The organism is Exiguobacterium sp. UBA3968, assembly GCF_002385115.1.
Taxonomy (GTDB): Bacteria; Bacillota; Bacilli; order Exiguobacteriales; family Exiguobacteriaceae; genus Exiguobacterium_A.
The window spans coordinates 1,763,071-1,777,068 of record NZ_DGCW01000005.1 but is presented as its reverse complement, the minus strand read 5'-3'; the positions used below and the strand labels follow the sequence as shown (position 1 = coordinate 1,777,068).

At 48.9% G+C, this 13,998-nt stretch carries 14 protein-coding genes; 13 read left to right on the top strand and 1 reads right to left on the bottom strand.

The genetic code is table 11. The features are described 5' to 3' along the window. Positions 1-90 precede the first annotated feature (90 nt). Positions 91-597 (bottom strand): competence protein ComK, encoded by a 507-nt coding sequence (locus B3S86_RS10950; protein WP_029342501.1) that lies wholly within the window; start codon positions 595-597, stop codon positions 91-93. 251 nt (positions 598-848) lie between these two features. On the opposite strand from B3S86_RS10950, the gene B3S86_RS10945 reads away from it, so the two are divergent. From B3S86_RS10945 to B3S86_RS10885, 13 genes are all read left to right on the top strand, one after another. Next, positions 849-1,049: a cold shock domain-containing protein gene (locus B3S86_RS10945; protein WP_023469248.1), complete on the top strand. Its 201-nt coding sequence runs from the start codon at positions 849-851 to the stop codon at positions 1,047-1,049. Between the two features lie 280 nt (positions 1,050-1,329). After that, positions 1,330-1,893 (top strand): ribosome hibernation-promoting factor, HPF/YfiA family, encoded by a 564-nt coding sequence (gene hpf, locus B3S86_RS10940; RefSeq protein ID WP_035410035.1) that lies wholly within the window; start codon positions 1,330-1,332, stop codon positions 1,891-1,893. Between the two features lie 216 nt (positions 1,894-2,109). Next, entirely contained in the window at positions 2,110-4,629 is a 2,520-nt protein-coding gene (gene secA, locus B3S86_RS10935) for a preprotein translocase subunit SecA (protein ID WP_214852501.1), read from the top strand. A gap of 68 nt (positions 4,630-4,697) precedes the next feature. Further along, on the top strand, positions 4,698-5,798 hold the full coding sequence (prfB, locus tag B3S86_RS10930; RefSeq protein WP_023469245.1) for a peptide chain release factor 2: 1,101 nt from the start codon (positions 4,698-4,700) through the stop codon (positions 5,796-5,798). Positions 5,799-5,858: 60 nt separating this feature from the next. Next, the gene (locus tag B3S86_RS10925) at positions 5,859-6,014 is read left to right on the top strand and encodes a hypothetical protein (protein WP_290752403.1); all 156 of its coding nucleotides are present in this window, start codon (positions 5,859-5,861) and stop codon (positions 6,012-6,014) included. Continuing rightward, positions 6,001-6,504 carry a GNAT family N-acetyltransferase gene (locus B3S86_RS10920; RefSeq protein ID WP_290752400.1) on the top strand — a complete coding sequence of 168 codons (504 nt, stop codon included), beginning with the start codon at positions 6,001-6,003 and terminating at the stop codon, positions 6,502-6,504. The genes B3S86_RS10925 and B3S86_RS10920 overlap by 14 nt, the downstream gene beginning before the upstream one ends. Positions 6,505-6,601: 97 nt before the next feature. After that, positions 6,602-7,471 carry a YitT family protein gene (locus tag B3S86_RS10915; protein ID WP_023469242.1) on the top strand — a complete coding sequence of 290 codons (870 nt, stop codon included), beginning with the start codon at positions 6,602-6,604 and terminating at the stop codon, positions 7,469-7,471. 115 nt (positions 7,472-7,586) lie between these two features. Continuing rightward, positions 7,587-7,961 carry a cytochrome c551 gene (cccB, locus tag B3S86_RS10910; protein ID WP_056062994.1) on the top strand — a complete coding sequence of 125 codons (375 nt, stop codon included), beginning with the start codon at positions 7,587-7,589 and terminating at the stop codon, positions 7,959-7,961. 194 nt (positions 7,962-8,155) lie between these two features. Then, the gene (ftsE, locus tag B3S86_RS10905; protein ID WP_290752396.1) at positions 8,156-8,842 is read left to right on the top strand and encodes a cell division ATP-binding protein FtsE; all 687 of its coding nucleotides are present in this window, start codon (positions 8,156-8,158) and stop codon (positions 8,840-8,842) included. Then, positions 8,832-9,731, top strand: coding sequence for a permease-like cell division protein FtsX (ftsX, locus tag B3S86_RS10900; RefSeq protein ID WP_290752393.1), 900 nt, complete (start codon positions 8,832-8,834; stop codon positions 9,729-9,731). Before ftsE ends, ftsX begins: the two co-directional genes overlap by 11 nt. Positions 9,732-9,771: 40 nt before the next feature. Continuing rightward, positions 9,772-11,148: a murein hydrolase activator EnvC family protein gene (locus B3S86_RS10895; RefSeq protein WP_290752390.1), complete on the top strand. Its 1,377-nt coding sequence runs from the start codon at positions 9,772-9,774 to the stop codon at positions 11,146-11,148. A 93-nt stretch (positions 11,149-11,241) separates the two neighbouring features. Further along, on the top strand, positions 11,242-12,666 hold the full coding sequence (locus tag B3S86_RS10890) for a S41 family peptidase (RefSeq protein ID WP_290752387.1): 1,425 nt from the start codon (positions 11,242-11,244) through the stop codon (positions 12,664-12,666). A 22-nt stretch (positions 12,667-12,688) separates the two neighbouring features. After that, positions 12,689-13,852, top strand: a complete 1,164-nt coding sequence (locus tag B3S86_RS10885; protein WP_290752384.1) for a PDZ domain-containing protein — start codon at positions 12,689-12,691, stop codon at positions 13,850-13,852. Positions 13,853-13,998 lie beyond the last annotated feature (146 nt).

The following is a 13,998-nucleotide window of genomic DNA, read 5'->3' as shown; positions in this document are numbered from 1 at the left end:
TTTAAAACTGTCATCTCATTATATATCGGCAGAAACCAAAAAGGATTGAGCGAATTCATCGCCCAACCCTGATTTTTTTACGGTTACTCTTTAAGATTTGATTGCATTAAAGCGTTCCTCTAATGTCATCGCGTTCAATTGTTGATAACGAGCCATCAGCTCGCCAGTTGCTTTCATTTGGTTGCGGACGATGTAAGGAGAGGCGTTTACGGGAAGGATCATGCCATTACGAGTCTTGAGCTTCGTCTGTCCGTCTTCCTCGATGACTTCAGACATGTGGCTCCAAGCATACCACTCGCAATCATCACGTTTCGGTGATTTCGTTGGGAAAAACACGAGGCCAAGTGTCGGTTCAATGACGACTGGGACTTTTCCTTTTACAGATGCGACACGTTTTGCTGTCACGATGCGTTCCTCAATGGAACTGTTGTATTGCCTGCAGGAAAGCTGCAGTAGTTGATACGGTCGAAGCGGGGTCATGATGGTCGAGCCATCCTCGAGTACGATGATGGATTGCTTCATCATGTCGTAGCACGGGAGAATCGCCACCGTCCGTTTCGTGATTCGATACTTTTCGTCATTATGGAATGGTCGCATTCGACTACATCCTCCTTAAGATAGGACAATGGATAAAATAGGTAATTACTAACGATATAATACAATAATACAACTGTAATGACAATGTAATTTTTTAAAATATAGAGCAATAAGTAGGGAATATTATTCATTTTTTAGAATGAATTCAAAGTAATCAGAATTTTTAATTGTCAATAATTCCTTCTTTTGATAGACTAAGCCGTAGAGAGCTTGCTCTCGAACTCTGGTTTGCGAAGGGAACGTGAATTCGAATGGAACAAGGTAAAGTAAAATGGTTTAATGCTGAAAAAGGTTATGGATTCATCGAAACGTCTGACGCGAAAGACGTATTCGTACACTTCTCAGCGATTCAAGTCGATGGTTATAAATCACTTGAAGAAGGCGAAGAAGTGGAATTTGAAATCGTTGAAGGCGATCGTGGTCCACAAGCTGCGAACGTTTCAAAGATCTAATCCAATAGCAGCCGCCACCGTTTTTAGGCTATTCGCCTAAAAGCGGTTTTTTGTTTTGAGTTCGATCAAAACGGGTATATACGTTAACATCAACATGCTTCAATATTATCGTACGCTAAGAACAGTAGTGAACGTTCATGAGAATGTCATTGTTCTCATGGTCTTCCTTCACTTATCGTGCTATAATAAAAACGAACCAAAGAATTTCGAATATTCAGAAGGAAACGACTGGAGCATCTCGAATTCATAGGTTCAACCGGTTACTTAAGGAGGAGTTTACATGATCTACAACATTCGCGGTGAAAACTTGGACGTCACAGATGCTCTCAAGGATTACGTCGAGAAAAAGCTTGAAAAGTTAACTCGTTATTTTACAACTCCTACGGAAGCGCAAACGGCTTATGTCAATCTCAAAGTCAATAATGAGAAACAAAAAGTCGAAGTGACGATTCCAATGCCAAACCTCTTGCTCCGTGCTGAGGATGTCAATGGCGATATGTATGCAGCAATCGACCTCGTAGTCGATAAGCTCGAACGTCAGATCCGGAAACACAAAACGAAATTGAACCGGAGAGGGCGCGCTAAAGAAGGCGGCATCGGAGAGTACTTCAAAACGCTCGAAGGACCGGAAGCGGAAGCGCCAGTCTATGAAGAGGACGAGGCAGAACTCGAACTCGTTCGGACGAAGCGTTTCACACTCAAACCAATGGACACGGAAGAAGCGATTCTTCAGATGGACATGCTCGGACACGCATTCTTCGTCTTCTCAGACGCAGAAACGGGCAACACGAACGTCGTCTACCGTCGTAAGGATGGTCGTTACGGTTTGATTGAACCAGAATAATGAATGCAACAGGGACTCGCTCTTACGGGCGAGTCCCTTTTTGATATGATGGAAAACTATTTCTAAACAAGGTACGTTTGCTTTACGACAAAAGACCGAGACCGCTGCTCGGTCCGCTTGTTGAAATTTGACGTCGTATTCGGTACACTGAATAAAGGAAAAATCTCGGAATTCTGTTCGTTCAAAGAATCGTTCGAAGTAAGGGGACTGTAAGGCATGGCTAATTTTCTAAAAGAATTATTTGCACCAACGAAACGTGTCCTGAAGAAAGCCGAAAAAGCAGCAGACGCTGTGGAAGCGCTCGAGACACAAATCGGTGCGTTATCGGATCAAGAACTGGAAGGGAAAGTCGTTGAATTCCGTGAGCGTCTCGCTAACGGAGAAGACTTAGATGATATTTTACCGGAAGCCTTCGCGGTTTGTCGCGAAGTGTCAACACGCGTTCTCGGCATGCGCCACTACCGCGTTCAGTTGATTGGTGGATATGTCCTGCACAATGGGGATATCGCCGAAATGAAGACCGGGGAAGGTAAGACGCTCGTCGCAACACTCCCTGTCTATTTGAATGCTCTCGCTGGCAACGGCGTCCACGTCGTTACCGTCAACGAATATCTCGCAAAACGTGACCGTGACATCATGGAGCCGCTTTATGCAGCACTTGGTCTCTCGGTCGGCTTGAACCTCTCTAGCATGTCGCGTCAAGAAAAACAAGCAGCATACAGCTGTGACATCACGTACGGAACGAACAACGAGTTCGGTTTCGATTACTTGCGTGATAACATGGTCCTCTATAAAGAAGACCGCGTTCAACGTCCACTCAGTTATGCCGTCGTCGATGAAGTCGACTCGATTCTCGTCGATGAAGCGCGGACTCCGCTCATCATCTCAGGATCGGCCGAAAAATCGACAGCGCTCTATTCGCAAGCCGATGCATTCGCGAAAATCATGAAGGCAGAGGAAGACTACACGGTCGACATCAAGACGAAGAGTGTCCTGTTGACGGAGCAAGGAATCGACCGTGCTGAAAAATACTTCGGCATTGATAACTTGTTTGGTCTCGAACACGTCGCGCTCAACCATCACTTAAGTCTCGCACTGCGGGCGAACGCCGTCATGCATCGCGACGTCGACTATATGGTTCGCGAAGACGAAGTCATGATCATCGACCAATTCACAGGTCGTGTCATGGAAGGTCGTCGTTATTCGGAAGGTCTGCACCAAGCGATCGAAGCGAAGGAAGGCGTCGAGATTCAACGCGAATCCATGACCCTTGCGACGATCACGTACCAAAACTTCTTCCGGATGTATACGAAGCTTGCCGGAATGACCGGTACAGCGAAGACGGAGGAAGAAGAGTTCCGTAACATCTACAACATGCACGTCGTACCGGTTCCGACGAACAAACCGGTCGTCCGAAATGATATGCCGGACTTGATCTTCAAGACGATGAACGGGAAGTTTGCTGCTGTCGCAGACGAAATCGAACGTGCCCACCGTGAAGGACAACCAGTCCTCGTCGGTACGGTTGCCGTCGAGACGTCGGAGTTGCTGAGTAACATCCTCAAAAAACGTGGCATTCGTCACGAAGTCTTGAACGCGAAGAATCACGCACGTGAAGCGGAAATCATTGAGAACGCGGGTCAAGCGAACTCGGTCACGATTGCAACGAACATGGCTGGTCGTGGTACCGACATCAAGCTCGGTCAAGGTGTCTTAGAAAAAGGTGGTCTCTATATCCTCGGGACAGAACGTCACGAATCACGCCGGATCGATAACCAGCTCCGTGGTCGTGCCGGTCGTCAAGGGGATCCAGGTGCATCACAATTCTATCTCTCACTTGAAGATGAATTGATGCGTCGCTTTGGTTCTGATTCGCTGCAGTCGATGATGGATCGTCTCGGAATGGATGATTCGCAACCGATCGAGAGCCGGATGGTGTCTCGTGCCGTTGAATCGGCTCAAAAACGCGTCGAAGGAAATAACTTTGATGCGCGGAAACAAGTCCTCGGATACGATAACGTCATGGCGGATCAACGGAAAGTCATGTACGCGGACCGGGCAGCAATTCTCGATGCCGGTTCCGTGTCAGATATCGTCCGTCCGATGATCGAGCAAACGATCGAAGCAGGCGTCCATCAGTATACGCCGGTCGAGTTCGTACCGGAAGAATGGAGCATTGGTGCGCTTGCGGAGTGGGCGAACCAGACGCTTGCGATCGAAGAGAAAGTCACGGAAAGCGACCTCTTCGGAAAAGAACGCGAAGAGATCATCGAGTTGCTCAAAGAGCGCACGTTCGCGCACTACGAGCACAAACGGTCAGAAGTACCAGCGGAAGCATTCGATGAGTTCGAAAAAGTCATCGTCCTTCGTGCCGTCGACCAACACTGGATGAACCACATCGATCAGATGGATCAACTCCGTGAAGGGATTCACCTCCGGGCATACGGTCAAAACGATCCGCTCCGTGAATATCAATCGGAAGGTTCGATGATGTTTGATGCGATGAACGCTGCGATCGCAGAAGAAGTGACACAATTCGTCCTTCGGGCAGATCTCGACCCGAACCTCAAACGCGAAAAAGTCGTCCAAGACGAAGTCGCCGTTTCGGGTAAGGAAGATAAAGCGGTCAAGAAAAAACCGGTCCGGAAAAATCCAAACGACCAAATCGGACGCAATGATCCGTGTTGGTGTGGATCCGGTAAGAAATATAAGAACTGTCACGGCCGTCAGGCATAAGTGATGAATCGACTGAAAGAGAGGCAGGAGATTCCTGCCTCTTTTCACGGAAAGAGAAGGTGGATTACATGGAATTAGCAGAAATTCGCAACACCGCCGAGTGGATGGAAAAAAAACTCGACGAATATAAGGCATCACTCGACCTTGAGTCGAAGATTGCTCGGATTGAAGAACTCGAAAACGAGATGACGTACCCGGACTTCTGGAACAACCAGGAATCGGCACAAAAAGTCATCGATGAGTCGAACGGCTTAAAAGCGATGGTCGACAAGTATAAAGAACTCGAAGCAGGTCACGAGAACGTCGCCTTGACGTATGAATTGATCAAGGAAGAACCAGATGCGGATCTTCAAGAAGAGCTCGAGTCAGAACTCGGCGACCTCAAGAAGAAGTTCGAAGACTTCGAATTACAAATCCTCTTGAACGGCGAGTATGACGCAAACAACGCGATTCTTGAGTTACACCCAGGTGCGGGTGGTACTGAGTCACAAGACTGGGCATCAATGCTTCTCCGGATGTACCAACGTTTCTGCGATAAGCAGGGCTGGAAAGTCGAAACGATGGATTACCAACCAGGTGATGAAGCCGGTGTCAAATCGGTCACGCTTCGTATTCAAGGGCACAATGCCTATGGATACTTAAAAGCCGAAAAAGGGATCCATCGTCTTGTCCGGATCTCACCGTTTGACTCGTCAGGCCGTCGTCATACATCATTCGTCTCGTGTGACGTCATGCCGGAATTCAATGATGACATCGATATCGAAGTCCGCACGGAAGACTTGCGGATCGATACGTATCGTGCTTCTGGTGCCGGTGGTCAGCACATCAATACGACGGACTCAGCTGTCCGGATCACCCACGTTCCGACAGGCGTCGTCGTCTCTTGTCAACAAGAACGGTCGCAGATCAAGAACCGTGAAGCGGCGATGAAGATGTTGAAAGCGAAACTTTACCAACGCGAAATCGAAGAGCAACAAAAGAAACTCGACGAAATCCGTGGTGAAAAATCGGATATCGCATGGGGTAGCCAAATCCGTTCGTACGTCTTCCACCCATACAGCATGGTCAAGGATCACCGGACGAACTATGAAGTCGGGAACACGCAAGGGGCAATGGATGGTGACATCATGGGCTTCATCGATGCGTACCTCCGTCTCATGAATATGTAAGACAACCAACCAGTCGGACGATGTTCGACTGGTTTTTTGACCGTCAAAGGGGGAAACGTGATGAAGAAGCAAAGTCGGGTCAACAAACAGGCGTGGGAATACCGAGCATATGAATTTTGGGAGAAACGCGATGGAACGGTGAGAACATCCCGACCGAGTTCACGCTTCTCGCAACCAAACCACTTGAAGGGAGCAATAACTAATGATCATCCGTAAAGAAGGCTTCAAGGACGCAACGGGAATCCGGCTCGTCCATGAAGCGGCATTCGAACAACCAAACGAAGCGAATCTCGTTGATGCGTTACGCGAGGAGGAAGCCGCGCAACCAGTCTTCGGTCGCGTCGCCGTGACTGATAAAGGAGAAATCGTTGGTCATGTCCTGTTGAGCCGGATCCATATCGATGACATCCCATCGCTTGCCTTAGCGCCGGTCGGTGTCCTGCCCGCTTGGCAGCGAAAGGGTATCGGCTCTGAATTGATCCGTCAAGTGATCGAGGATGCGCGTGACGCCGGGGAATCACACATCGTCGTCCTCGGTCACGACAGCTATTATCCACAGTTCGGCTTTGAACGGGCGATTGACTACGGTATCAAGCCGCCGTTCCCCGTTCCGCCGGAGGTCTTTCTCGTTCTTGCACTCGAACGGAATGGATTACGTGGCGTTAGCGGTATCGTTCGCTACAGTCCACCCTTTAGTGCGGTATAAAGGGAACACTGTGAGTTGTTCCGCCTGTCTAGTCGTTGTCTGACTTTTCCGCTAAAATGAAACACGAGAATCAATTGATAAGGGGAAATGGAATGTCATGACATCGACACGTCAGGAAGTCGTGCGCGATTATGCGTATTTGTTAATCGGGTCCTTGTTCGTCGCAAGTGCCTTTAGTTTATTTTTAGCACCGAACCAACTCGCCTCGGGAGGGGTCAGTGGCTTATCGATCGTCTTGAACGATTTGTTCGGAATTTCGCCAGGATTGTTCCAACTCGTCGCGAACGTCGTCTTGCTTGCGATCGGTTGGATGATCCTCGGGATGGGCTTTGGGGTCAAATCACTCGTCGGGTCGATCTTCTTACCGGTCGTCATCCTCGTATATGAGCGGTTCGATGTTCCGGCTGCGACAATGAATCCGATGCTTGCTGCAATCTTCGGTGGTGCCGGGGTCGGGATTGGACTCGGTCTGATCTTCCGGGGGCGAGCGTCGACCGGAGGAATGGATTTGATTGCGCAAATCCTGCATCGTTTCACGAAATTGCCACTTCATCTGTGTATCGCCTTGCTTGACGGAACAATCGTCATCAGTGCGGCGACGATCTTCTCGCTGGAGATTGGGCTGTATGCACTCGTCGCTTTGTTCATCACGATCAAGATGATCGACGTCGTCCAGCTCGGAATCACGAACGACAAACTTGCCTACATCATCTCCGATCAACGGGAAGCGTTAGTGAAGGAAATCTTCGAGACGCTCGATCGCGGGGCGACGGAGATAGAGGCAGCGGGAGCGTTCACGCGGACACGCAAACCAATGCTAATGGTCGTCGTTCGTCAAGGGGAAATCACGACGCTCAAAGAAATCGTCAAACACATCGATCCATCGGCATTCCTCGTCGTCAGTGAAGCCCATGAGGTGCTCGGACTCGGGTTTACAGACGATAAACGCTACCGTAATGTGCCATAATCGTTCTTGAAACGTGAAGTTTTTGTGAAATCACGCTTAACTCCTCCGGATAACGGTTATACTCTAACTAGGTCAGTAGCGTTTATGTAGATACTTACAAGAGGGGGATATCCGGATGAAGCTGAAAAACTTGTTACTCGCGTTAGGCTTAGGAACGACACTTGCGCTCGCGGCATGTGGTGGTAGTGACGATTCGAGTTCTGATGATTCATCGTCAGGCACGAAGGATGAGTCAACGATGAACGATGATTCGTCGAAGACACAATCCGGTGTAGATGCTGAGAAAATCTTCGCCAACAACTGTGCAACGTGTCATGGTAAAAACCTTGAAGGAAACGTCGGACCGAACTTGACGAAGGTTGGCTCGAAATATTCTTCAGAAGAGATTCAAAAAATCATCAAGAACGGGAAAGGGCAAATGCCTGCTGGTATCCTGAAAGATGATAAAGAAATCATGGCTGTTGCCGACTGGCTCGCTGCTAAAAAATGATTATGGGATATGATGGGGTACGAGATGACACACACGACATGTGTTCGTCATTCGTGCCTCTTTTTTATGGTATAATCGCCTGAAATGACATTTGATTGTAATGTGCGTTCAATTTTGTCCCTGTTATAATGGTGGTCGGTAGGTTTTTGGACCTATTCATTCAGCATCAGTAAATAAGTAAGGATGTGAAGTACGTGATCAAGATGCAACGAATCAGTAAGATTTATCCGAACGGCGTCACGGCACTCCGTGAGGTCGATTTGACGATCAATCAAGGCGAATTCGTCTATATCGTCGGTCCGTCGGGTGCGGGTAAATCAACATTCATGAAAATGATGTACCGCGAAGAGAAACCAACGAGCGGTTCATTTTTGTTTAAAGGAATCGAAGTCGGTAAGTTGAAGAACCGTCAAATCCCCGAACTTCGTCGCCAAATCGGCGTCATCTTCCAAGATTTTAAATTACTCCCGTCACTGACGGTTTATGAAAATGTCGCCTTTGCGCTAGAAGTCGTAGGGGAAGACAAAACACAAATCCGGAAGAAAGTACTCGAAGTACTCGATCTCGTTAAGCTCAAGCATAAAGAGCGCAACTATCCGGACGAATTATCTGGGGGCGAACAACAACGGATCTCGATCGCGAGAGCCATCGTCAACCGTCCGTCACTCGTCATCGCCGATGAGCCGACTGGAAACCTGGACCCGGATACAGCATGGGAGATCATGGAAGTATTCGAAGAGATTTATCGCCGTGGGACAACGGTCGTAATGGCGACACACAACCGGGACATCGTTAACAAGATGCGTCATCGTGTCTTAGCGATCGATGGAGGAAAAATCGTCCGAGACGAAGAGAAAGGAATGTACGGCTATGAAGTTTAATGGATTCCGTCATTTACGGGAAGGGGCAAAAGGTCTCGTCCGGAACGGCTGGATGACATTCGCTTCTGTCAGTGCCGTTACCGTCACGTTACTTCTCGTAGGAATATTCGCGATGCTCATGTTCAACGTCAACAAGATTTCCGATAACGTCGAAAAAGACGTCGAAATCCAAGTGTTCGTCGAACGAGAAGCTGACCAGTCGAAGATCGATGCAGTCGGTGAAGCACTCAAGCAGATGCCGGGTGTCGACTCCGTTCGTTACAGTTCGAAAGAAGAAGAACTGGACCGCTTCAAGGAGCAACTTGGCGAAGGTTCCCAAGCCTACCAGTCGGTTGAAAAGGATAATCCGCTTCATGACCGGTACATCGTCAAAGCTACCTCACCAAAAGAGACAGAAACACTTGCAAATTCCGTCAAAAAAATGGAAAATGTAGATAGTGTCGAATATGGTAAGGACTATGTTAAAAAGATGTTTAACTTCCTTGAAGGAGTTCGGATCGGTGGAATCATCCTGATCGTCGGATTGACGTTCATGGCAATGTTCCTTATTTCGAACACGATTAAAGTCACGATCTTCTCCCGTCGCCGGGAAATCGAGATCATGCGCCTCGTCGGAGCGAAAAACGGATTCATCCGTGCACCGTTCTTCGTCGAAGGATTATTGATGGGCATATTAGGTGCCATCATCCCGATCGTCGTCGTCTACTTCGGTTACGAAGTCTCCTACAATGCGATCCAACCCCAACTTTCTACCGTGAATGCGGGAATATTCTCGTTGATTCCACCAGGTGAATTGTCGGCACAAGTCGTCTTAATCCTGCTCGGACTCGGTGCATTCATCGGTGTATGGGGATCAACGACATCACTCGGTCGTTTCTTGAAGATTTAAATCAGTTACCCAAAAATAAAATAGAGGAGAGATGCTTCTCATGAAAGTCCGATTCTATTCTGCCGTCCTGAGCTTAGCTTTGATTGGAACTAGTGTGTCCGTTGATGCCACGTCGAAAGAAGATTTGCTGAAGGAACAACAGGAGGTCGAAAGCCGTCTGAAAGAGACGGAACGATTACAGAATCAGACATCAGAGAAGTTGATCTTGACGAAACAGGAGCGTAAGGAAGCCCGTGCGCAACTGAATGAAGTCAACAGCCGTTTGGATGATTTAGCGCTTAAGATAGCCGATCAACAAGCGGCTGTTGCTGCATCTAAAGAACAATTGCGTCTGACGGAAGCAGCGATTTCCGAGACGCTCAAGGAACTGCATCAACAAGAAGAGTTGCTTGGAAGCCGATTGCGTGCCGTCCAACAAAAAGGAGACGTCAAATACATCGAGGTCTTGCTCGACGCAAAAGACTTTGGTGATTTGATTTCGCGCTTCAGTACGGTCAGTGAGATCATCAAACAAGATGATCATGTCTTACAAGCTTACAAGGGGAACGTCAAACAACTGAGCGAACAACGGTCGGAACAAGCACTATTGCTTGAAAGCATGAAACGGGAACAACGGAAGTTGCTCGTGCTCCAGACACGAATCATTGCGGAATCTGAGCTCAAGCGAAAGCTTGTCGTCCAGTTGAACACGAAGGTCAAGGAACTGCAACAAGAGCAGTTCTCTAAAGCCGAGGAAGCAGAAATTCTCGCGGATCAGCGCCGTCTGATTCAAAACGAATTGATTGCCCTGCAAGAAGCCGAACGGAAAGCAAAAGAAGAAGCGAAACGGAAAGCGGCAGAAGCGGCGCGGGCAGCAGAAGCAAAACGTCAAGCGGAAGCGGCAGAAGCGGCACGTGCAGCAGAGGCAAAAAAGAAAAAATCCGATGCTCCAAGTGCGGAACCGACCATTCCTGAAGTCGAGTCACCGACTGCAACGCCGGAGCAACCGGCAGATGCCGTGACGAGTCGTCCGTTCCATTTACCGGTTCAAGGATATGTCTCGTCGCCGTTCGGTCCCCGAAACAATCCGTTGACAGGGAAGCCGGAGATTCATAAAGGCATTGATCTCGTAAATGCAAAAGGAACACCGATTCATGCGGCGGCAGGTGGTATCGTTCTACGTGCCGGTAGTGCAACAGGTTACGGGAACGTCGTCATGGTGACGCATTTGATTGATGGACAGGTCTACACGACCGTCTATGCACATCTCGATTCGATCAGCGTCTCCGCCGGTCAAACAGTCATGCCGGGTAAGACGGTCGGCACATTAGGTACAACGGGCTGGTCGACAGGTCCGCATTTGCATTTCGAATTGCATAAGGGAGAGTGGGCAGTCGGACAACCGAATGCAGTTGACCCAGCACCGTACATCTTTTGACATCCCACAGAATACTGAAAAGATAGGGTAACCTATCTTTTTTTGCTATACTGAAAAAAATAATGCGTTTTTAATGGAAGTGGGGAATCAAGCGTGAAAAAATCTACAACAGCAGTGATTGCGGTCAGTACCTTCGGGCTTGGTTTAGGGGCAGGTGCCGTCGGTATGTTAGCGGCTGGCGGAACGGATTCTGTCTCGACGTCATCGTCGTCGGCGAATGCGACGGGTGATTGGAAAAAAATCGACCAGGTCCGGCAGATGATCGAACAAAATTATCTAAAAGACGTGACAGATAAAGAGTTACTCGATGGTGCGTTATCTGGCATGACAGAAGTGCTTAACGATCCATATTCCGTTTATATGGATGAGTCGGAAACGGCATCGTTTAATACGAATCTGTCGTCTTCGTTTGAAGGGATCGGTGCGACGCTTGAACAAAAAGGTGAGTCGATCGTCATCGTCTCGCCGATCAAAGGATCACCTGCTGAAAAAGCTGGTATCAAACCAGGTGACGTCATCCTAGAAATCGATGGTAAGTCGACAAAAGGGCAAAAGACGGATCAAGCCGTTAAAAAAATTCGTGGTGAAAAAGGAACGAATGTCGTCCTGACGATTCAGCGTAGCGGACAAGACGCGATGGAGATCACGATTAAACGCGATACGATTCCAATCGAGACGGTCTATACGTCAACGGAGAATGTCAACGGCAAGAAGATCGGTGTCTTACAAGTAACACAGTTCTCGGAACCGACAGCAGAAGAGTTCGAGAAGGGGTTGACGAAACTCGAGAGTCAGAACATTGATGGACTCGTCATCGATGTACGCGGAAATCCGGGTGGTCTTTTGACGGCTGTCTCGAAAATGATCGCTCCGTTCATTCCGAAAGACGTGCCGATTTATCAAGTCGAGAACAATAAAGGCGAGCGCCAGCAGGAATTCGGGAAGGCAGACGAGAAGAAACCATATAACATCGTCGTCTTAGAAGACGGCGGATCGGCCTCAGCGTCCGAGATCCTTGCAGCCGGACTGAAGGAAGGAGCTGGCGCCGAAGTCGTCGGTACGAAGTCGTTCGGGAAAGGGATTGTCCAAAGTGCGTATGATTTGAAGGACGGTAGCGACCTGAAGTTAACGACGAACAAATGGCTGACACCAGACGGGAACTGGATCCACAAAAAAGGGGTCAAGCCGACGGTCGAAGTCAAACAACCGGCGTACTTCAACGTCACGAAAATTTTGACTGATCAAAAGTCACTCGCTGTCGGCGATTACGGAAAATCAGTCGAGAATGCCCACCTTGTCCTCGAAGCGATCGGTTATAAGCCAAAAGGACAGGACGGCTATTTCGGTGACACGATGAAACAAGCTGTCGAGGCTTTGCAAAAGGATGCGAAACTTGACGTCACTGGAAAAATCGATCAGCAGACAGCGGGTGAGATGGAGACGCGTCTCCTGAAGAAACTCCAGGACGATAAGAATGACGTCCAGCGGAAAAAAGCACTCGAGGTCGCTGCTCAATAATAAGGAATGGAAAGAGGTCTGAATGCGCGTGGAATTACTCGATGAAATTGGTTGGACCGCGATTAGTCTCATCGCCAGTCCGACCTTGTGGTTAGCACTCCTTGTCAGTTGGGTCATCGGCATTCGGCGTGTCAAACGGGAACGCGGACTGTTTCGCTCCCGGACACACGGTAAACGAAGCGATGTCCTCGAAACACTTTTACCAGGCCTACTCGTCGGTCTCGTCTTGTCCGTCGTCAGCGGATGGCTCGGATTGACAGTGACACCGCAGTACGCTCTACTGTTGCTTGGACTTTCGAGCGTCCTGCTGTTGATTGGTGTCGTTCGTTTGAACCTGCCACTCTGGCCGATCGTCTTGCTTGGACTGACCGGCTGGTTCGTGATGGATTCACGTCTTGACTCGATCCGAGCGGTCGAGCCGAAGATGGTTTTATTACTTGCAACGTTGACGCTCGTCGCGGAATGTCTCCTCGTCTGGTGGCGCGGGCAGCGGCGTCTGTCACCGTCACTCGTCGTCTCAAAGCGCGGTCGCTTCATCGGTGGGCTGTCAGCGAATAAACTTTGGCTGTTACCTCTACTTGTTTTCGTTCCGGGCGACGTGCTCGAGACGTGGTGGCCACGCTACAGCTTCCCGGAACTCGTTCCGGTCGTTCTCTGGTTACCGATCGGTTTCAGTTTCCTCTTTACAGGTAAGCTGCCGAAAGAATTGATGCGTCCGCTCGTTCAAGGACGTTTGATCACGAGTCTTGTTGCAGTTTTATTGACGGTTCTTGCGTACGTGACTGGTCAAGCTGAATGGCTCTACGGAATCGTCTTGTTGCTCGTCCTGCACATTTTGTTGCACCAGCGGGTCAAACGCTTGAACCGGGCGCAAACGCCGTTGTTCCTCAATGGAACACGTGGTGCCGTCATCCTTGGAACACTTCCCGATAAACCGGCTGCTGAGATGGGCTTGATTCCAGGTGAAGCGATCTATAAGGTCAACGGTGAGAAGGTCGATTCGGAAGCATCGTTCTATGAAGCCATCCAAAAACACAAACCGTATCTGCGTCTTGAAGTCATGAACCATAACGGAGACATCCGTTTTGCGCAACGTGCCTTTTATGAACAAGATCATCATGAGCTCGGTATCCTGTTCGTCAACGAACCGGTCCACGGTCGGACGAAGGTGCGATCCCTCCATTAAGAAGCCGATCCCTGTCACGCAACATTCGTGATGGGGATTTTTTTGTGAGCAAAAAAATTGATGCCCAATACTCGAAGCAAAAAGAAACTTTTGCATTTTCGAAAAAAAGGGTAACTTCCTAAAAGGAGCACTTCATAATCGAATGT